The sequence below is a fragment of the Bradyrhizobium liaoningense genome, from assembly GCF_018130825.1.
GTDB classification, from domain to species: Bacteria; Pseudomonadota; Alphaproteobacteria; order Rhizobiales; family Xanthobacteraceae; genus Bradyrhizobium; species Bradyrhizobium liaoningense_B.
In genome coordinates this window covers 15,334-34,338 of the sequence record NZ_JAFCJS010000016.1, presented here as the reverse complement: position 1 = coordinate 34,338, position 19,005 = coordinate 15,334, and the positions used below count along the sequence as shown (strand labels likewise).

Below are 19,005 nucleotides of genomic sequence, written 5' to 3'. Positions count from 1 at the left end.
CCCGGCGAAGGCCGGGACCCATAACCACGAATGTCTGTTTTGAGCCAAGGATGGAGCCGCTATCTTTTTCAACAGTATCCGCCGGTGGTTATGGGTCCCGGCCCCCCGTGCGCAATTGCGCACTAGGCCGGGACGACGGATAGATAGCCGACCTCCAAAAAACTACAAAATGAACCGGCTCAGGTCGGCGTTCTTGGCGAGGTCGCCGACGTGCTTCTGCACGTAGTCGGCGTCGACCTTGATGGTCTCGCCGCTGCGGTCGGGGGCGGTGAAGGAGATCTCGTCCAGCACCCGCTCCATCACGGTCTGCAGCCGCCGCGCGCCGATGTTCTCGACGGTGGAGTTCACGGCCACCGCGACGTCGGCCAGCGCATCGATGGCGCTGTCGGTGATGTCGAGCGTGACGCCCTCGGTCTGCAGCAGCGCGACATATTGCTTGATCAGCGAAGCCTCGGGCTCGGTCAGGATGCGGCGCATGTCGTCGCGGGTCAGCGCCTGCAGCTCGACGCGGATCGGCAGGCGGCCCTGCAATTCCGGCAGCAGGTCGGACGGTTTTGCGACGTGGAAGGCGCCCGACGCAATGAACAGAATGTGGTCGGTCTTCACCGCGCCATGCTTGGTCGAGACCGTGGTGCCCTCGATCAGCGGCAGGAGATCGCGCTGCACGCCCTCGCGCGAGACGTCGCCGCCGACGCGGCCGTCGCGGGCGCAGATCTTGTCGATCTCGTCGAGGAACACGATGCCGTTGTTCTCGACCGCGCTGATCGCCTCCAGCGTCAGCTGCTCGGTGTCCAGCAGCTTGTCGGACTCTTCATTGACGAGGATCTCGTGCGATCCCTCGACCGTCAGCCGCCGCGTCTTGGAACGGCCGCCGAGCTTTCCAAAAATGTCGCCGATCGAGATCGCGCCCATCTGCGCGCCGGGCATGCCCGGGATCTCGAACATCGGCATGCCCCCGCCGGACGATTGCGTCTCGATCTCGATTTCCTTGTCGTTGAGTTCGCCGGCGCGCAGCTTCTTGCGGAAGGATTCCCGCGTCGCCGAGCTGGAATTGGCGCCGACCAGCGCATCGAGCACGCGCTCCTCGGCGGCGAGCTGCGCCCGCGCCTGCACGTCCTTGCGCTTCTTCTCGCGCACCTGGGCGATCGCGACCTCGACGAGATCGCGCACGATCTGCTCGACGTCGCGGCCGACATAGCCGACCTCGGTGAATTTCGTGGCTTCCACCTTCAGGAACGGCGCGTTCGCAAGCTTGGCGAGCCGCCGCGCGATTTCCGTCTTGCCGACGCCGGTGGGGCCGATCATCAAGATGTTCTTCGGCAGCACCTCCTCGCGCAAGGAGCCTTCGAGCTGCTGCCGCCGCCAGCGGTTGCGCAGCGCGATCGAGACGGCGCGCTTGGCGTCGCCCTGGCCGACGATGAAACGGTCGAGTTCGGAAACGATTTCGCGGGGAGAGAAGTCTGTCATGGCACCTTAGCTAGGGTCAGATGCGGGCCGGGACAAGCCGCTTTTTTCGGCCGTCAGATGATCGGCGGGCCCGACTGCCATTGTTTCACGGCCTCGATCGGATGGATCAGCATCAGGATATTGAGCGTCAGATTGTCGCGAATATGGAGCGCCAGCATGATCTCGAAGGCAAGGCCGAGCAGGACGGTCGCAGATACCGGCAGCAAGCGCGCGACCAGGAACCCGAGCATCATGGCCAGATTGTCAGACACCGAATTGACGATGCTGTCGCCGTAATAGTCCAGCGAGATCGTGCCGGCGCGGTAGCGCTCGATGATGAAGGGCGAGTTCTCGACGATCTCCCAGGCGCCCTCGATCAGCATGGCGATGATCAGCCGCGCCGGCCACGACAAGGTGAGAAACGGCAGACGAGCGAACAGCAGCCAGGTCAAGCCGTAGAACAGGAAGCCGTGCAGGATGTGCGAGAAGGTGTACCAGTCGGCGATGTGCTGGGAATTCTCCGAGCTGTTCACCACGCCGTGCCACAGCTTGACATAACCGCAGGTGCAGATCGGCACGCGGCCCATCGCGAACAGGATCGCCGCTTGCAGCGCCAGCAACAGCAGCGCGACGCCGGCCCAGGCGAGCGGTGGAAATGCGACCTTGCTCTCCTGCGCATGTGCCAGCGTCATGCTTCGCGCACCATCAACAGCGCCGACCCGTCCGGCGTCTCGACCATGCGGTCACGGACGAAGCCTGCCTTCTCGTAGGCGCGTACGGCGCGTGCATTGAGCGGATCCGGATCGGTGACAATGCGCGGCAGGCCGTGCCGCAACTGCTCGTCGACGAACGCGCGGATGAACGCCGAGCCGTGGCCGCGCCCGATCATGTCGCGCTCGCCGATGAACTGGTCGATGCCACGCGTGCCCTCCGGTTGCGGCCCGAAGCCCGTATTCCAGGCGGTCAGGCGGTAGCATTGAAGATAGCCGAAGGGCCTGTCGCCGGCCAAGACGATGAACTGGTCCATCGCCGGCTCAATGAGGTCACCGCTCACCAGCGCAAACTGCTCGTCCGGATCGCCCCACCATTCCCGCACATGGGCTTCGCCCAGCCACCGCCGGATCAGCGGCAGGTCGGCCGCGGCCATCGGTCGGAAGGTATAGGCGGGCGGCATCTCCTAGCCGCTCGTCAGGCTCTCGATGGTCAGGTTGCGGTTGGTGTAGACGCAGATGTCGGCGGCGATGTCGAGGGAGCGGCGGACGATGGTCTCGGCGTCCTTGTCGGTGTCGAGCAGGGCCCGGGCCGCGGCCAGGGCGTAGTTGCCGCCGGAGCCGATCGCCATCACGCCCGCCTCGGGCTCGAGCACGTCGCCGGTGCCTGTCAGCACCAGGGAGACGTCCTTGTCGGCCACGATCATCATGGCCTCCAGCCGCCTGAGGTAACGGTCGGTGCGCCAGTCCTTGGCGAGCTCCACGGCGGCCCGGGTCAGCTGCCCCGGATATTGCTCGAGCTTGCTCTCCAGTCGCTCGAACAGCGTAAAGGCATCGGCCGTGGCGCCGGCGAAGCCGCCGATCACGTCGCCCTTGCCGAGCTTACGGACCTTTTTGGCGTTGGACTTGATCACGGTCTGGCCGATCGAGACCTGGCCGTCGCCGCCGACCACCACCTTGCCGCCCTTGCGGACCGTCAAAATCGTGGTGCCGTGCCAGCCCGGCGAGCTGTTCTGGGTGTCCTGCATGAAATACCTCACTGTCCGGCCTGATTTAGGGGGTCCGAGCCAAGGGCACAACGGGCCGTTCCGGGCCGAATTTCGCTCACCATAGGCAGAAGTAGAGCCCCGGCCGGCCGTTCCCGCAGTAGCGAAGGTGTCATTTGGCTGTTAATAGACTGGCGTTTTCGGCCCCCGAGCATGATCCGGAAAAGTGGGCACCGGTTTTCCGGAAAAGATCATGTTCAAATAGAAGCGAAAGCCAGCTTTCAATGCGCACCGCGACGATCAAGCGCAAGACCAAGGAAACCGACATCGAGGTCTCCGTGAACCTCGATGGCACCGGCATGGCCAATATCGCGACCGGCATCGGCTTTTTCGACCATATGCTCGATCTTCTCGCCCGCCATTCCCGCATCGACCTCACGGTCAAGGCGGTGGGCGACCTGCACATTGATTATCACCATACCACCGAAGACACCGGCATCGCGCTCGGCCAGGCGGTCAAGCAGGCGCTCGGCAACATGGCGGGCATCACCCGCTATGCCGGCGTGCACATGCCCATGGACGAGACGCTGTCGCGTGTGGTCATCGACATTTCGGGCCGCCCGTTCCTGGTCTTCAAGGCCGACTTCCCCCGCGACAAGATCGGTGAGTTCGACACCGAGCTGGTGCGCGAGTGGTTCCAGGCCTTCGCCATCAACGCCGGCGTGACTCTCCACGTCGAGACCCTATATGGCGATAACAGCCATCATATCGCCGAGTCTTGCTTCAAGGGTCTAGCGCGGGCGCTGCGCACCGCGGTTGCAATCGATCCGAAGGCGGCGGGCGAAATCCCGTCCACCAAGGGCTCGCTCGGCGGCTGACATCTCCGTCGCGCGGCGAACGCCGCTGGCGGCATCTACTCAATTCTCGAGAACGGGGCATCACCATGCCTGCCTACACAGTTCATGCTCCCTTCCCTGGCGGAGCCGATCTGCGCGCGACCGACAAATTCGTCTTCGTGCGCGACGGCTTCCATTTCTGGGCGATGATCTTCGGCCCGCTCTGGCTGCTGTGGAATCGGCTGTGGCTGGTGCTGATCGGCTGGCTGATCTTCATTGCCGCATTCCATGCCGGGCTCTCCAGCCTCGGTATTGGCCGCAGCTCGATCTTCCTCGCCGATATCGTTATCGCGCTGCTGATGGGTCTCGAGGCCTCCAGCCTGCGGCGCTGGACGCTGTCGCGCTGCAAGTGGCGGCAGCTCGACATCGTCATCGCCGACGACCATGACACGGCCGAGCGCCGCTTCTTCGAGCGCTGGAGCCAGAAGCAGCACGGCATCGTCAACGATCAATGGGCCGTCGACCGTGGCGGCCCGCCGCCGACCCGGGGCGTGCCCGGCCAGCAATTCTCGAACCCGCCGCCGATTCCGGCCGGCGGCATCATTGGATTGTTTCCAGAACCGGGAGGGTCAAGATGAGCGTCGCCATCATCGATTACGGTTCCGGAAATCTGCATTCCGCCGCCAAGGCTTTCGAGCGCGCCGCGCGCAGCCTCGAAAATCCGCAAAAGGTTTTCGTCACCAGCGATCCCGATCAGGCCTACGAGGCTGACCGTCTGGTGCTGCCGGGCGTCGGCGCCTTCGCCGATTGCCGGCGCGGGCTCGATGCCGTCAACGGCATGGTCGAGGCGATCACCGAAGCGGTGCGCGTCAAGGCGCGGCCGTTCTTCGGCATCTGCGTCGGCATGCAGCTGATGGCAAGCCGCGGCAAGGAGCATGTCATCACCGAAGGCCTGAACTGGATCGGCGGCGACGTCGAGAAGATCACGCCGCGCGACGAAAGCCTGAAGATCCCGCACATGGGCTGGAATACGCTCGAGGTGCTCAGGGAGCATCCGGTGCTGAACAGGCTGCCGCTCGGCCCCAAGGGCCAGCACGCCTATTTCGTGCACTCCTATCACCTCAATCCCGCCAGCGAGGCGGACGTGCTCGCGCGCGCCGATTACGGCGGGCCTGTCACCGCGATCGTCGCGAAGGACACCGCAATCGGCACGCAGTTTCACCCCGAGAAGAGCCAGCGCTTCGGCCTCGCCCTGATCTCGAACTTCTTGCGATGGAAACCGTGATTCTCTTCCCCGCGATCGACCTCAAGAACGGCCAATGCGTGCGCCTCGAGCAAGGCGACATGGCGCGCGCGACCGTTTTCAATCTCAATCCCGCAGCCCAGGCGCAGAGCTTTGCCGAGCAGGGCTTTGAGTATCTCCACGTCGTCGACCTCGACGGCGCTTTCGCCGGCAAACCGGTGAACGCCGAGGCCGTCGAGGCGATGCTGAAGACGATCAAGATCCCGGTGCAGCTCGGCGGCGGCATTCGCGATCTCAAGACCGTCGAAGCCTGGCTCGCCAAGGGCATCACCCGCGTCATCATCGGCACCGCCGCGGTGCGCGATCCCGAGCTGGTGAAATCGGCCGCGAAGAAATTCCCCGGCCGCGTTGCGGTCGGGCTCGATGCCCGTGACGGCAAGGTCGCGGTCGAAGGCTGGGCCGAGACTTCGCAGGTGACGGTGCTGGAGATCGCCAAGCGTTTCGAGGATGCCGGCGTCGCCGCCATCATCTTCACCGACATCGCGCGCGACGGCCTGCTCAAGGGCCTGAACCTCGATGCGACCATCGCGCTCGCCGACGCCATCTCCATTCCGGTGATCGCTTCCGGCGGCCTCGCCTCGATCGAGGATGTGAAAGCGATGCTGATGCCGCGGGCCAAAAAGCTCGCCGGCGCGATCGCCGGCCGCGCCCTCTACGACGGCCGGCTCGATCCCGCCGCCGCCCTCACCTTGATCCGCAACGCACGCGCGCCTGGGAGCTGACACATGTTCAAGGTGCGCGTGATCCCCTGCCTCGACGTCAAGGACGGCCGCGTCGTCAAGGGCGTCAACTTCGTCGATCTGCGCGATGCCGGCGATCCCGTCGAAGCCGCGATCGCCTACGACGCCGCGGGCGCCGACGAGCTGACGTTCCTCGACATCACCGCGACCCACGAGAATCGCGGCATCATGCTGGACGTGGTCCGGCGCACGGCGGAGGCCTGCTTCATGCCCGTGACCGTCGGCGGTGGCGTGCGTGAGGTCAACGACATCAAGACGCTGCTGCGCGCCGGCGCCGACAAGGTCTCGATCAACAGCGCCGCGGTGTCGCGGCGCGAATTCGTCAAGGAAGCTGCCGAAAAATTCGGCGAGCAGTGCGTGGTGGTTGCGATCGACGCCAAGCGCGTCAAGCGTCCGGGCAGTGACCGCTGGGAGATCTTCACCCATGGCGGCCGCAACTCCACCGGCATCGATGCGATCGAATACGCCCAGGAGGTGGTCTCGCTCGGCGCCGGTGAAATCCTGCTCACCTCGATGGATCGCGACGGCACACGGCAAGGCTTCGACATTCCGCTGACCCGGGCGATCGCCGACAGCGTTCCCGTTCCCGTGATCGCCTCGGGCGGCGTCGGCAATCTCGACCACCTCGTCGACGGTATCCGCGACGGGCACGCCACGGCCGTCCTGGCTGCCTCGATCTTCCACTTCGGGGAATTCACCATCCGCGAAGCCAAGGAGCACATGGCGAGGCGCGGGCTGCCGATGCGCCTCGATGCCTGACGACTCCCGTTCGTAAAAATGCTACATTAGCCTGCGGGGAATGGCCTCCGTGGCCTCATGTGTTTCCGAGTAAGTCCGATGTCGCGTTTCACGATCCACGATCTGGCCGAGACCATCGACGCCCGCGCGGCTTCCGGCGGCGAGGCCTCCTATACCCGCAAGCTCCTAGACAAGGGCGCCGAGCATTGCGCCAAGAAGTTCGGCGAGGAAGCAGTCGAAACCGTAATCGCAGCAGTCGAAAACGATCGCGCGCATCTGATCGCCGAGAGTGCCGATCTGCTCTATCATTTCCTTGTGCTTTTGAAGGCACGCGGCATAAAGCTGGAAGAGGTCGAAGCCGCGCTGGACAAGCGGACGAACATGTCAGGGTTGGAAGAGAAGGCGTCGCGCAAGAGCGGCAACTAGCCGAGGTGGAGAGGTCGCTTCATGGATATCCGCGCACCGGAGCAGCAGTATAATCCGTACCGCGTTTATACGCGCGATGAGTGGGCGCGCCTGCGCGACGATACGCCGATGACGCTGGAGCCGGGCGAGTTTGACCGGCTGCGCTCGCTGCACGATCGCCTCGACCTGCAGGAGGTCGAGGACATCTATCTTCCGCTGTCGCGCCTGCTCTCGATCTATGTCGATGCGATGCAGCGCCTGTATTACGCCGAGCGCCAGTTCCTCAACATCCGCGACCGCAAGGTGCCCTATATCATCGGCGTCGCCGGTTCGGTCGCGGTCGGAAAGTCCACCACGGCCCGCGTGCTCCAGGCGCTCCTGGCGCGCTGGTCGCCGCGCCCGAAGGTCGAGCTGATCACCACCGACGGATTCCTCTATCCCAACGCGGTGCTCGACCGGCAGGGCATCATGCAGAAGAAGGGCTTTCCGGAGAGCTACGACCTGCCGCTGCTGCTCAGCTTTCTCTCCGACATCAAGTCGGGCCGTCGCCATGTGCGCGCGCCGGTCTACTCCCATCTGACCTATGACATCGTGCCGGGCCAGTGGGCCGAGGTCGATCAGCCCGACATCCTGATCGTCGAGGGCGTCAACGTCCTGCAGACCGGCAAGCTGCCGCGTGACGGCAAGGCAGTGCCCGTCGTTTCCGACTTCTTCGACTTCTCGGTCTATATCGATGCCGACGAAGCGGCGCTGCGCCGCTGGTACATCAAGCGCTTCCTGGCGCTGCGCGACACCGCATTCACCAATCCAAAATCCTACTTCAACCGCTACGCGCTGCTCTCGGACGAGGAAGCCACCGCGACCGCGACCGCGATCTGGGAGCGCACCAACCTCGCCAATCTCGAGGACAACATCCTGCCCACCCGCCCCCGCGCGACGCTGATCCTGAAGAAGGGCCCGGATCACGTGGTGGAGAGCGTGGCGCTCAGGCGGTTGTGATCGCGCCCGTGAACATGGGCCTCGGCTGGCCTGCAAATGTATCTTTTGTTGCAGACCAATAATGGGTCTTCCGCTATGCTTTGAAACGGCGGGAGGCACCATGGTTGATCGTCTCAGAAGCGCTGCGGCGCAGCTCGAAGCACCGGCCTGCCCGGACTGTCATATCGAGATGAAGTGGTTCCGCTCCGAACTGCTCGCGGATGAGCCGACCCCGATCATCGCGCATCTCTTCGTGTGCCCGCATTGCAAGCGGGCGGCCCAGACGGAGACCATCTTCAAGGCAGGCAAAGCGCCGACTGACAAGCTCTCTACGCCGCGGCCTACGGCTTCCGCCGCATAACCGGTCGTTTCCGGACCTACTGTTGCGCTTTCGAACCGACGAAGATGTGCCACGTCGTCAGAAACATTGCGGCGACGAGCGGGCCGATGACGAAGCCGTTCGCGCCGAAAGTTGCAAGGCCGCCCAGGGTGGCAAGCAGCACAATATAGCTTGGCATTCGGATCGACTGGCCGACCAGGACAGGGCGGAGAAAATTGTCGGCAAGACCGATCACGAAAGTCCCGAATGCGAGCAGGATGATTCCCTTCGTGACTGCGCCTGCCACAAGCAGGTAGAGCCCGACCGGAACCCAAACCAGGGCGGAGCCGAGCACGGGCAGGAGCGAAAGCAGCGCCATGAGAGCGCCCGCCAGCAGCGGCGCGGTCAGGCCGAGCAGCCAGAAGATCAGCCCGCCAAGCGCTCCCTGGATCAGAGCAACCAGGATGATTCCTTTGATCGTCCCGCGAACCGAGAGGGTGAACGCATCCAGAATCGCGGCGGTGTGGCTCGCACGCAGCGGCAGCGCGTCGCGGATGCGTATGTTGAGCTCGTCACCGTCGCGCAGGAAGAAGAACAGCAGGTACAGCATCACGAGCAAGCTTGCGACGAACTCCACCGTCAGCTGGCCGATGTTGAAAGCATGGCCGGCCAGCTGCTGGCCGGCCGGGACGACCAGGCTCGAGAGGCGCTCTTTCAGGGCCGAAAGATCGATGCCGGCCAGGCGGTCCGAGACGGAAGCAGCCCAGTCGGGCAGCGCGGATTTCAGTTGCTGCAGAGGATGGGCGAAACTGATCTCCCCGCTCTGAACGCGCTGATACAGCTCCCCTCCCTGCTCGACGAGCGAAGCGATGACGATCGCCACGGGGATCAACACCATGACGACCACGACGACGACAGTGAATAATGCGGCAAGGTTGTGCCTTCCCGGGAGGGTTTTCAGGGCGTGTCGATAGAGTGGTGCGAAGATGATCGCCAGCAGCGTGGCCCACAGCAATGCTCCGGAGAACGGCCAAAGCACCCAGCCGAACGCGACGGAGATCGCGGCAAGCAAGACGAGGAATGAGCGGTCTTCCGATGTTCTCACGTGTTCGCCAGCCCTTTAGTCGCGCGTCACAAGACATCGGTATCACAAGATCGTGGCGGAGCGCCAAGTCGCGCTCCCGTCATTTGCCCGCTTTCGCGCTCCAATCCGCGAGCTTGATGCGCCCTGCAAAGGTGGCGGGGCCCGAGCTGCCGGCCTTGTAGACGAAAGCTTCGCCTTCCTGCACGTCGCCGGCCTCCTTGCCGAAAGCATCGGCGATGTTCGTCTTGTGCGTGACCAGGAACGTGTTGGTGCCGGCCTTCGGCGGCGTATCGACGAGCTGACGCACGGCCTGGCCCGCCCTGGCATTTGCACCGGTCGGGTTTGCCATTCCCGATGCACTCGCGTTACTGCTGTCCGTCAACGCATCGACCGGCTTGACCTCGCGGCCGGAAATCAGCTTGCCGGCCTCGACCGCACGGTTCAGCCGGCTGGTGTAGACATTGCCGATCGGGATCGCGAGCTCCTTGATCGCCGTCCCGATCTGGCGCGCCGCATCCCTGCCCTTTTCACTGAGCTGACGCTGGGCGCTCATGTCGTCGAACTTGAAGGGATAGACGTCCTTTTGACTGTCGTCCGTGGCAGTGTGCCGAAAGACGAGGACGTAGCCGCCTTGCTTCAGCGATGCGATGAGGTCCGGCGTGTCGGCCGTGGCGGCGGCCTGGGAGCAAACAGCGAGAAAGACAATGACGGAGAGCCGGTAGAGCACATTCATGCGCGATATCCTCGTCGGAAACCGAGCCCCCGAAGGATGATGACGCGCAGTGCGTTGGATTTCAATCGCAGATTGTCGGTCGGGCAAGGCGCTCCTGTCACCACATCGTCATTGCGAGCGCAGCGAAGCAATCCAGACTGTCCCCCCGGAGAGACTCTGGATTGCTTCGCTGCGCTGCGCTCGCAATGACGGGGAGAGAGTTGCAGGCTGCGGTGCCGTAGGGTGGGCAAAGGCGCGAAGCGCCGTGCCCACGCTCTGTGCCTGTTGTCGAACGATTCGTGGGCACGCTTCGCTTTGTCCACCCTACGGCAGCGTCGATTGCCGCTACACTGCCAGATGCCGCGACGCCGCCAGTCCCGCCAGTGCCTCGTCGAGCTTGTCCCGATCGAGCGGCTTGATCAGGAAGCCGTTCATGCCGGCTTCGAAGCACGCATAACGATCCTCAACTAGTGTATTGGCCGTGAGCGCCAGGATCGGCGTGTTATGGCCGCCGGTGGCGGCCTCATGGGCGCGGATGCGTTTGGTTGCCTCGATGCCGTCGAGCTGCGGCATCTGGATATCCATGAGCACGAGATCGTAGGGCGTGCCGGCCGATGACGCCGCCAGCCAGGATTCCAGCGCGGCCTCGCCATGGACGGCGATGACGACGCGGTGGCCGAGCTTTGTCAGCAGCGAACGCATCAGCAGTGCGTTGATCTCATTGTCCTCGGCGACGAGGATCGACAGGGCTTTCACCGACGCTGCGCCGGTGGATTCCGCCGGCGGTTCCGGCGCGAGGTCGGGCGAGGGGATCTCCGGCGTCAGCGTGAGGCGTGCGGCGAGCGAGGCCGCGCGCAGCGGCTTGACCAGGAATCCGGTGAAGGCCGGCGAGATCTTCTCATGCCGCGAGCTCGACGTCAGCAGCACCAGCCGCTGCGGCGCATGCGCGCGGGCGATTTCGCCCAGCCGGTCGGCGATGGCAGGACCGATCGCGCGATCGATCAGCACTGCGTGCCATGAGCGTTCCGGCAGCAGCGCTTCCGCGACGGTGGCGTGCGACACAAGGCAGGTCTGAGCGCCCCAGCGCTCCAAGCGCCGCGCGATCAGCGAGGCCTCGATCCCCTCGGCGATCGCGAGGATCGACTTGCCGGTGAGGTCGGGGCTCGGGAACGTCGTCTGCCCCGTGGCTCCCAGCGACGGTGCGAGCGGCACCGCGACCTCGAAGGTCGCGCCCTTGCCCGGCTCGCTGGTCAGCGTGATGCGGCCGCCCATGCGCTTGACGATGCGTTCGCTGATGGCGAGGCCGAGCCCGGTGCCGCCATAGGTGCGGGCGACGCGCTCGTCGGCCTGCTCGAATTCGCGGAAGATGCGCTGCTGCGCTTCGGGCGCGATGCCGATGCCGGTGTCGCGGACCAGGAAGCTGATCTCGTTCGGCCAGATGCCGGGTTCGACAATCAGCGCGACGCCGCCGTGAGCTGTGAACTTGATGGCGTTGCCGGCGAGATTGAGCAGCACCTGACGCAGCCGTGCGGCGTCGCCGACGACTTCCAGCGGCAGGCGCTCGTCGACATAGGCGGCAATCTCGAGCTGCTTGGCCTGCGCACGCGGCGCCAGCAGCTCGGTGATCTCCTCGATCAGGGTCGAGAGCGCGAACGGACGCTGCTCGAGGTCGAGCTTGCCGGCTTCGATCTTGGAATAGTCGAGCAGCTCCTCGATCAGCGCCATCAGCGCTTCGCCCGAGGTCTTCACCGCCCTGGCATAGGTCGCCTGCTCCGGCGTCAGATTGGTGTCGAGCAGGAGGCCGCCCATGCCGATGATGCCGTTGAGCGGCGTGCGGATCTCATGCGATGCCATCGCCAGGAAGCGCGACTTGGCGCGGTTGGCGGCATCGGCCTGATCGCGTGCCTCCGACAGTGCACGCTCGGTCTCGGTGCGGTCGGTGACGTCGCGCCCCACGCTCTGCAGTTCGGCGGCCTGGCCGGCGTCGAGCCGCACGTAACCTTCACGCCAGGCGATCCAGCGCGCGCCGAGCGGCGTGGTGATCCTCTGGTCGTGGATGCGGGTGCCGTTGCTTTCGCGGGCGCTGTCGCCCTGCTCCAGCACGTCGAAATCGAAACGCGTGCCGACCAGCGCGCTGCGCGCCTGGCCCGCAAGCGCGCAATAGGCGTCGTTGGCGAAGGTGATGCGGCCCTGATGGTCGCGCAGCACGATCAGATCGCCCTGCTGCTCGAACAGGCTGCGGGCGCGCTCCTCGGCTTCCTTCAGCTCCCAATTGCGGTCGATCAGCGCCTCGTTGTGGGCGGCGAGCTTGCGCAGCCGCTTGTTGACGAAGCGCAAGCGCATGCTGAGCGTGGCAAGGCCGAGGCAGGCGAGGGCGAACAAAAAGCTCGCGCCGATCGCAAAGGCGTTGGGATCGTAGCCGGAATTCTCGGAGCGACTACCGGAGACGAAGCCATAGGCGCCGCCAAACGTCGCCGAGAAGATCATGAAGGAGCGGATCGCGAAGGCGATCCTGGGATGCTGCCGCCTGAAGCGGCGCATGCGCACCTTGATCCGGAACGTCCGACCCATCGCAACCCCGACTCTTGTCCGAAACCCCACCGCCGCTGCATGCGACGATGTCGCGCCGACCTTGCGAACAGCTTGAGGCGGTGGCGCCGCCTCCAAACAGGGTTGACGAGGTGTTAATGGCCTAGAGCATGATCCGGAAAAGTGTGCAGCGGTTTTCCGGGAAGATCATGCTCGAACAACAACCTAAAGCGCGATGAGACTCCTCATCGCGCTTTAGAGCGAGGCGGCTTGGACCGGCCGGCGACCGTCGTGAGCGCCAACGATCAGCGCCGCGGCCTCGCGCTGCGAGAACGTCTTGGAGCGCACATAGATTCGGTAATCGGCGGGGCCGTCGGTCGAGAGATAGATGACCGGGCCGCCATCGACCGGCTGCGCCGCGATGGTGACGAGGCGGTTTGCCGGATTGGCCTGGCAGGAATCGGTCTCGGAACCGAGGCCGTCGTCGACGACCGCGAAGTCCGCGGCGTCCGCATCGTCGGTGATCTGGACCCTGACGGTGGCCCGCGCGGGATCGTCGGTGAAGGCGACGTGGACGCCGGCGGTCCAGAACAGGGATGTCAGCTCGACCGAGGTTTCGCCCAAGGCGATGCAGGGATGTGAGACCGATCCGATCTCGCCGCGGGCAAACACCGCAGCCGCCAGCAGGGGAACAACCGAGGCCAGGATCTTGAAACGCAACATGACACTCTACTCGCCAGGCCCTTTTGAAAACTCGTCGGGCCTTATGGTTTGCAGAGCGTAAAGGAAACTCGTTACCGCCGGGTTGACGCGCGGAATGATCACGCCATCTGGCGCACATCCTCCGCGAGTGCGCGGTAGGACAAGGCCTCGGCGAGATGCAGCCGGCCGATCTTGTCGGCGTGATCGAGATCGGCGAGCGTCCGCGCCACCCGCAGCACGCGGTGATAGCCGCGCGCCGACAGCCGCATGGTCTCGGCGGCATCGCGCAGCAGTTTTTGACCCTGCGCATCGGGCTTGGCGATCTCCTCCAGCACGGAGGCGGGCGCCTCGGCATTGGTGCGGACATTCGGCAGGCCCGCATCGGCGTAACGCGCAAGCTGGATGTCGCGCGCCGCCGCCACGCGTGCTGCGACCTCGGCCGAGCCCTCCGCCGCCGCCGGCAGGATCAGATCGGCGGCGGTCACGCCCGGCACCTCGATGCGCAGGTCGATGCGGTCCATCAGCGGGCCGGAGATGCGGGCCTGGTAGTCGGAGGTGCAGCGATCGATGCGGCCGCGCTTGCAGGCGTAACCTGGCTCGAAGGCGTTGCCGCAGCGGCAGGGATTCATCGCTGCGACCAGCATGAAGCGCGCAGGGTAGGTGACGCGGTGATTGGCGCGGGACACCGAGACCTCGCCGTTCTCCAGCGGCTGGCGCAGCGAATCCAGCACGCGCGGATCGAACTCCGGCAATTCGTCGAGGAACAGCACGCCCTGATGCGCGAGCGAGATCTCGCCGGGTTTTGCGCGCATGCCGCCGCCGGTGAGCGCGGCCATGCTGGCGGAGTGATGCGGCGAGCGGAACGGCCGCCGCGACGTCAGCGCGCCGCCCTCGATCTCGCCGGCGACGGAAGCGATCATCGAGACTTCCAGAAGCTCGCCCGGCGACAGCGGTGGCAGGATCGAGGGCAGACGCGCCGCCAGCATCGATTTTCCGGCGCCGGGTGCGCCGATCATCAGGAGGTGATGTCCGCCGGCGGCCGCGATCTCGAGCGCGCGCTTGGCGCTTTCCTGGCCCTTGATGTCGCGCAGGTCGAGCTTTGAAGCGGCGGCCTCGTGCACTTTCGGCGAGGGCCGCGACAGCACCTGCGTGCCCTTGAAATGGTTGGCGATCTGGATCAGCGATTGTGCTGCAATGATCTGGATATCCGGGCTCGCCCACGCCGCCTCCGAACCGCAGGCGGCCGGGCAGATCAAGCCTTCCTCGCGCTGATTGGCGCCGATCGCGGCGGGGAGCACGCCGGCGACGGCTGCGATCGAGCCGTCGAGCCCGAGCTCGCCGAGCACGGTAAAACCGGTCAGCGCATCCGGCGGGATCGCGCCGATCGCCGCCATCAGGCCAAGCGCGATCGGCAGGTCGTAATGGCTGCCTTCCTTGGGCAGATCGGCGGGCGCCAGATTGACGATGATCCGCCGCGCCGGCAGCGCCAGCCCAGAGGCGATCAGCGCCGAGCGTACCCGCTCGCGCGCCTCCGACACCGCCTTGTCAGGCAGGCCGACGATGGCGAACGCCGGCAGGCCGGGCGCGACCTGCACCTGCACGTCGACCGCGCGGGCCTCGATCCCCTCAAAGGCGACGGTGGAAACCCGTTGAACCATGCCCGAACCAGCCTGCCCTCTCGCACAATCAAGGGTAGCAGAGCAGGGCGCCGTCCGGTCGTGCCTCAGTTTGAAATTATTTGGCCCGTTGCCACGTCAGCTTTCTCGGGGCAGGCACTGACGAAGCCGGGGTAGCCTTTGCAGCATCAGGCTGTGAGGGCCAATTCACAGTGCGATGAATGTCGGAATGCCAAAGTAGTTCTTGAGCAGCGGTATGGCCGGGCAATGCGGCCAAGATGACCTGTAGACCGCGAATCCGGCAGTTCTTCATCGCTGGCACACAATCGGTATCGCCAGTTACCAAGATTATCCGATCTACGGTCCTGTCAGCGGCGAAGTTCGCCATGTCCAGCCCAATGCGCATATCAACGCCCTTCTGTTCGAAATCTGGCGCGAAGTCGTCATCGGTTAGCTCTTTGCCAACTACAGGAATCTTTTTGGGCTTATAGCCTCGAAACTTGAGCACCCCTCGCCTTACGGCGAACAGGTCCTTTGCCGCCAGTTCCCGAAGCCACTTATCCGACCCTTTGAATGTAGTCGTCTCCCCTGAGACAGGCAGCTTCACTTCTCCATTAAATGGAGGACAATCATAATAGAGCACGCGCAGGAGGGTTTCCTTTTCCTCTACGCATGTGTGCGCAACTTTCTCAATAAAATCAGGATCATAGCGATGATTTGCCATTCGCGCCTGGACGCGAAGATGGCCGCCGTCGATCAGCACAGCAACTTTCAAAATAAAACCCCCACGGCAGGACCGTGGGGGTTGATACGTTGCCCGCCTACGGGCGTAGCGGATATAGCAGGCACCATAAATGGTGACCCGCTCGGGATTGTCAACGAATTTTGTTAAGGGGGCGTTCCCGCCCTAGGCCGGAATTGGCAGCCTCTTCTTGTACGGCCCTCGCTTCTTTGCCGGGCCTTCGCGTTGGTCGATCAGCGTAACAATGTCAGTCATTTCGAGAGGCGATGAAACAAGGCCAGCGGCCATCGCCGGGGTCATACGCAACGTCTTGTGCTGCTTAATGAAGTTATACCAGACGAAGTAGAGCGAGAGGGCGTGATAGTGGTTCTCCACCTTCTTTGAGAAGGCATTGGTGAGCCGGGTAAAGCGGCGCATCGACATGCGCATGGTGAGGTTCTGGCGCTCCACGTAGGACGTGGAGACGTGCGCCATGTCGGGCGAGCCGAGGATCAGATCTTTCTCAATTCCGATGAGTTTTGCCGGGCTGTAGCGCTTCTGAGCTTGGGGGTCGCTGCCGTACAGTTTCACAAGCATCCCGTAGTCCACCCCATCGGGGCCGAATTCCTGGCTAACCGCATGCAGGTAAGCCTTGTGGCCGTCCGTTGTGAGTTGGACGCGGTTTGCGAGCCGGGGCTTCAGGTCGGCAATGAATGCGTTGGCGGCGCTCGCGTCGCGGTCACCGACAAGCCAAGTCAGGATCAGCTTGGAGTCGGCATCAATAGCGGTCCACGTCCAAACGTCGCCCGAGCCAATCGGAGCGGCCTTAGCGCTGTGAACGTTTTTGGCCTTGGCGTAGGCGAAGCTCCAGATTTCATCGCACTGGACGCGCTGGGATTTGACGTTGCGGACGGTCGCGTCATGGAAGGCGGCGCAGGCGCTGCCAGCGTCAACCAAGAGCTTGGTAACCGTGTTCAGGGAAACGTCAGAGACCCGGGAGATGGAGCGCATGGAAGAACCCTCGCAGAGCATCTGGAGGATTTGGGCGCGCTTCTCTGTAGGAAGTCTGTTCATAGATCGCATCATGAACAGAACCCCTACATATGTCAAGCAATTAGTTCAGTTTAGATTCCACTGACTACTAAATATCTGTAACCTTTTGGATTCGTAGGGTTTTTCGGTTGCTAAGCGAGGATAATTTCCTCATATTCATCCACGCGTGCCCCGGGTTGGACTCGAACCAACGTCCTCCGAGTTAGCAGCTCGGCGCTCTCTAGGCTTTTCACGGCTCCACTGAGCTACCGGGGCGCACGCAGACGAACTTGCGGCGGGTTTCCCCACCGCAAGCCACGTTGGAAACGAACTAGCTGGTGTCGTAGCGGTGCTTACTCATCGCCTTCACCTCCCTTCTGAGGACCCCGGTGTAGCAGCGCCGGGGTCTTTCGTTTCTGCCCACGGCAGCGGGGGGATGAGGAACCAAGTCTGGCCCTCTCGCCGTACCGCTGGGGGCGACTCTTTGGAGAGCCGGTAGAGGCTCATCCCAATGGTTTTGTAGTGGATTTGGCGATTGAGGAAGGTCTCGACCTTTCGCCGCATCAGCGATGCCTTCTCGCCCTTTGCACCAGCCTGCTTAAGGTAGAGCAGGATCAGATCCCGGATCGACGGCTCGGCACCAGGCGTAAGGGTTGTTGACGCCACCGTGGGCACTGGCGGGGCCGGGGGCTCCGGGTCAGGCATTGCCTTAGTGCCTACTATCCTTGGTGCGGCTTCCTCAAACAGGCTTGGTGCGGCGGAGGGGCTGCGGCGCCACTGATGCGCCACCTCATGCGCCACCTGATGCGCCAGAACTGTTCTGTTCACATTATGTGGCCTCACGATCATCGCCGGCTTGGCATCATCGGGCAGCTCGATATCGACGCCGAAAAGGCGGCCAGCGGCCCGACAGTCAAACAACGCGCGGTCGTAGCCGCGAATCTCCCGGTCAATTTCCGCGCGACGGCGCAGCGCGTCTGAGCGCTGTTGCATCAGGTCTCGGAACTTTTCGGCTACGGCGCCAGCGGCTGCCTTGCGAACTTCGTCGTCCATCTACGTCCACCCGATTCGACCGGATGGGATGCTTGTAGATGTTCTACACAACGGATACAAGAACTTGGTTTACGATTCCCAGCGTTTGTGCGCAGCTTTCTTCGCAATAGCCGCCCTTCGCTCGGGAGACAGGGCCTCGGAGCGCGCTTTCCCGCCGATCTTTCCGCCCTTGGCCCGATTCGGGACCTTACTGGGCGGGTCCTCGACCTCTCCGGTCGCGATCCTGCCGATCAACATGGCGTTCTGTACGGTGTCGGCGTGGCGCTTCTCGCCCTTGGGGCCCTTAGCCATCAGAATTCTCCCGGCTTGAGGCTGGCGACGGCCTTCCCGTTGTAGACAACCTGAAGCCACGATTCGTCGTGCTGCTCGACTGTCGAGGCCCACGACTTGGCGCGCTCAACGGCACCGACTGAGCTGTCATTTTCGATGGTGACAGAGTCGTAGATTACCAGGTTCCCGTTTAACATCCGGCCCAAGCCTGCTTGGAAAGTCGCCATTTCGCCTCCGCTGCTGGTCTCGCCAATATAGCACGGAAGCCGGGTCCATCTGGTGACCGTCAAGACGGGCTAAATTTCAAACTGAGGCACGACCCGCCGTCCGCAAGAACAATACGGGAACAATCCAGGGCGCCCGTCCAGCCCTAACAGGCCGTAAACACAACGGAGACACTACGCCTTGAATGCGAGCGGCTCTCATCAGCACATTCCAACGAATGTCCGCTATTCCTGAGGGTGCGGGATGGGCCGTGGTCTAACGGGTGAACAGTTCAAATGCTTGCAAATCGCCGGAGAAGCGAACGTCGGGTGTGCAGCCGGCTCGCCAAGATTCATTTTGGGGCGGGCTCGCTGCCCAGGGACTGCACCATCACGGATATCTCGGACGGGGGCGTGAAAGTCGTGGCGGAGTTTCTGGAAGTGCCGCCGCAATTCACCATCATCTTTGCACCCGACTATTCCCGCCAGTGCCGCCTGCGCTGGCGCATCGGCTGCGAATTCGGTGCCGAATTCACCGACTAAGTCCGATCGATACGCGTCCTTAACGGGACTTTAGCGTTAATCGGTAAGCATCTCTGATCAGTTGCCGAGTGATCAGAGT

23 protein-coding genes and 1 tRNA gene are annotated in these 19,005 nt (G+C 63.7%); 9 read left to right on the top strand and 15 right to left on the bottom strand.

From position 1 onward, the window contains the following. Positions 1–162: 162 nt before the first annotated feature. From hslU to hslV, 4 genes are read right to left on the bottom strand one after another with little or no spacing between them, the layout of a single operon-like run. On the bottom strand, positions 163–1,467 hold the full coding sequence (hslU, locus tag JQ603_RS37340) for an ATP-dependent protease ATPase subunit HslU (protein ID WP_212348465.1): 1,305 nt from the start codon (positions 1,465–1,467) through the stop codon (positions 163–165). A gap of 53 nt (positions 1,468–1,520) precedes the next feature. Beyond that, positions 1,521–2,138 (bottom strand): DUF2585 domain-containing protein, encoded by a 618-nt coding sequence (locus tag JQ603_RS37335; RefSeq protein ID WP_212348462.1) that lies wholly within the window; start codon positions 2,136–2,138, stop codon positions 1,521–1,523. Beyond that, positions 2,135–2,620 carry a GNAT family N-acetyltransferase gene (locus JQ603_RS37330; protein WP_212348442.1) on the bottom strand — a complete coding sequence of 162 codons (486 nt, stop codon included), beginning with the start codon at positions 2,618–2,620 and terminating at the stop codon, positions 2,135–2,137. The genes JQ603_RS37335 and JQ603_RS37330 overlap by 4 nt, the downstream gene beginning before the upstream one ends. Positions 2,621–2,623: 3 nt before the next feature. Further along, the gene (gene hslV, locus JQ603_RS37325; RefSeq protein ID WP_212348439.1) at positions 2,624–3,184 is read right to left on the bottom strand and encodes an ATP-dependent protease subunit HslV; all 561 of its coding nucleotides are present in this window, start codon (positions 3,182–3,184) and stop codon (positions 2,624–2,626) included. A gap of 242 nt (positions 3,185–3,426) precedes the next feature. Here hslV and hisB point away from each other — a divergent pair, with 242 nt between their 5' ends. The 8 genes from hisB to JQ603_RS37285 all read left to right on the top strand — a co-directional run bounded on the left by hisB (position 3,427) and on the right by JQ603_RS37285 (position 8,503). Then, positions 3,427–4,020, top strand: a complete 594-nt coding sequence (hisB, locus tag JQ603_RS37320) for an imidazoleglycerol-phosphate dehydratase HisB (protein WP_212348436.1) — start codon at positions 3,427–3,429, stop codon at positions 4,018–4,020. A 65-nt stretch (positions 4,021–4,085) separates the two neighbouring features. Beyond that, on the top strand, positions 4,086–4,616 hold the full coding sequence (locus JQ603_RS37315) for a DUF2628 domain-containing protein (RefSeq protein WP_212348433.1): 531 nt from the start codon (positions 4,086–4,088) through the stop codon (positions 4,614–4,616). Next, positions 4,613–5,263 carry an imidazole glycerol phosphate synthase subunit HisH gene (hisH, locus tag JQ603_RS37310; RefSeq protein ID WP_212348429.1) on the top strand — a complete coding sequence of 217 codons (651 nt, stop codon included), beginning with the start codon at positions 4,613–4,615 and terminating at the stop codon, positions 5,261–5,263. The genes JQ603_RS37315 and hisH overlap by 4 nt, the downstream gene beginning before the upstream one ends. Next, complete coding sequence (hisA, locus tag JQ603_RS37305) at positions 5,260–6,003, top strand: 1-(5-phosphoribosyl)-5-[(5-phosphoribosylamino)methylideneamino]imidazole-4-carboxamide isomerase (protein ID WP_212348511.1); 744 nt, start codon at positions 5,260–5,262, stop codon at positions 6,001–6,003. The genes hisH and hisA overlap by 4 nt, the downstream gene beginning before the upstream one ends. A gap of 3 nt (positions 6,004–6,006) precedes the next feature. Further along, entirely contained in the window at positions 6,007–6,780 is a 774-nt protein-coding gene (hisF, locus tag JQ603_RS37300) for an imidazole glycerol phosphate synthase subunit HisF (RefSeq protein WP_212348425.1), read from the top strand. Positions 6,781–6,858: 78 nt separating this feature from the next. After that, entirely contained in the window at positions 6,859–7,185 is a 327-nt protein-coding gene (locus JQ603_RS37295) for a phosphoribosyl-ATP diphosphatase (RefSeq protein WP_212348423.1), read from the top strand. Positions 7,186–7,206: 21 nt separating this feature from the next. After that, a complete protein-coding gene (coaA, locus tag JQ603_RS37290; protein WP_212348420.1) occupies positions 7,207–8,163 on the top strand; it encodes a type I pantothenate kinase in 957 nt (318 codons plus the stop codon). Positions 8,164–8,263: 100 nt separating this feature from the next. Beyond that, complete coding sequence (locus tag JQ603_RS37285; RefSeq protein WP_212348416.1) at positions 8,264–8,503, top strand: hypothetical protein; 240 nt, start codon at positions 8,264–8,266, stop codon at positions 8,501–8,503. A gap of 16 nt (positions 8,504–8,519) precedes the next feature. Here JQ603_RS37285 and JQ603_RS37280 read toward each other — a convergent pair whose 3' ends face one another. From JQ603_RS37280 to JQ603_RS37230, 11 genes are all read right to left on the bottom strand, one after another. Further along, positions 8,520–9,566 carry an AI-2E family transporter gene (locus JQ603_RS37280; RefSeq protein ID WP_212348413.1) on the bottom strand — a complete coding sequence of 349 codons (1,047 nt, stop codon included), beginning with the start codon at positions 9,564–9,566 and terminating at the stop codon, positions 8,520–8,522. Positions 9,567–9,645: 79 nt separating this feature from the next. Beyond that, positions 9,646–10,278 (bottom strand): histidine phosphatase family protein, encoded by a 633-nt coding sequence (locus JQ603_RS37275; protein WP_212348410.1) that lies wholly within the window; start codon positions 10,276–10,278, stop codon positions 9,646–9,648. Positions 10,279–10,602: 324 nt separating this feature from the next. Beyond that, positions 10,603–12,828: a PAS domain-containing hybrid sensor histidine kinase/response regulator gene (locus JQ603_RS37270; protein ID WP_212348407.1), complete on the bottom strand. Its 2,226-nt coding sequence runs from the start codon at positions 12,826–12,828 to the stop codon at positions 10,603–10,605. A 213-nt stretch (positions 12,829–13,041) separates the two neighbouring features. Continuing rightward, positions 13,042–13,509 (bottom strand): hypothetical protein, encoded by a 468-nt coding sequence (locus JQ603_RS37265; protein ID WP_212348404.1) that lies wholly within the window; start codon positions 13,507–13,509, stop codon positions 13,042–13,044. A 98-nt stretch (positions 13,510–13,607) separates the two neighbouring features. Beyond that, positions 13,608–15,146 carry a YifB family Mg chelatase-like AAA ATPase gene (locus JQ603_RS37260; protein ID WP_212348401.1) on the bottom strand — a complete coding sequence of 513 codons (1,539 nt, stop codon included), beginning with the start codon at positions 15,144–15,146 and terminating at the stop codon, positions 13,608–13,610. Positions 15,147–15,222: 76 nt separating this feature from the next. Then, the gene (locus JQ603_RS37255; protein ID WP_245004133.1) at positions 15,223–15,879 is read right to left on the bottom strand and encodes an NYN domain-containing protein; all 657 of its coding nucleotides are present in this window, start codon (positions 15,877–15,879) and stop codon (positions 15,223–15,225) included. A 132-nt stretch (positions 15,880–16,011) separates the two neighbouring features. Then, entirely contained in the window at positions 16,012–16,899 is an 888-nt protein-coding gene (locus JQ603_RS37250) for a DDE-type integrase/transposase/recombinase (protein WP_212348398.1), read from the bottom strand. 146 nt (positions 16,900–17,045) lie between these two features. Next, positions 17,046–17,133, bottom strand: a tRNA-Ser gene (locus JQ603_RS37245). A 90-nt stretch (positions 17,134–17,223) separates the two neighbouring features. Continuing rightward, the gene (locus JQ603_RS37240) at positions 17,224–17,910 is read right to left on the bottom strand and encodes a hypothetical protein (RefSeq protein ID WP_212348395.1); all 687 of its coding nucleotides are present in this window, start codon (positions 17,908–17,910) and stop codon (positions 17,224–17,226) included. Positions 17,911–17,979: 69 nt separating this feature from the next. Further along, complete coding sequence (locus JQ603_RS37235) at positions 17,980–18,201, bottom strand: RNA-binding protein (RefSeq protein ID WP_212348392.1); 222 nt, start codon at positions 18,199–18,201, stop codon at positions 17,980–17,982. Then, on the bottom strand, positions 18,201–18,407 hold the full coding sequence (locus JQ603_RS37230) for a hypothetical protein (protein ID WP_212348389.1): 207 nt from the start codon (positions 18,405–18,407) through the stop codon (positions 18,201–18,203). Before JQ603_RS37230 ends, JQ603_RS37235 begins: the two co-directional genes overlap by 1 nt. Before the next feature lie 273 nt (positions 18,408–18,680). Between JQ603_RS37230 and JQ603_RS37225 the strand changes: the two genes are divergently transcribed. Continuing rightward, positions 18,681–18,926 (top strand): PilZ domain-containing protein, encoded by a 246-nt coding sequence (locus JQ603_RS37225; protein WP_011083489.1) that lies wholly within the window; start codon positions 18,681–18,683, stop codon positions 18,924–18,926. Positions 18,927–19,005 lie beyond the last annotated feature (79 nt).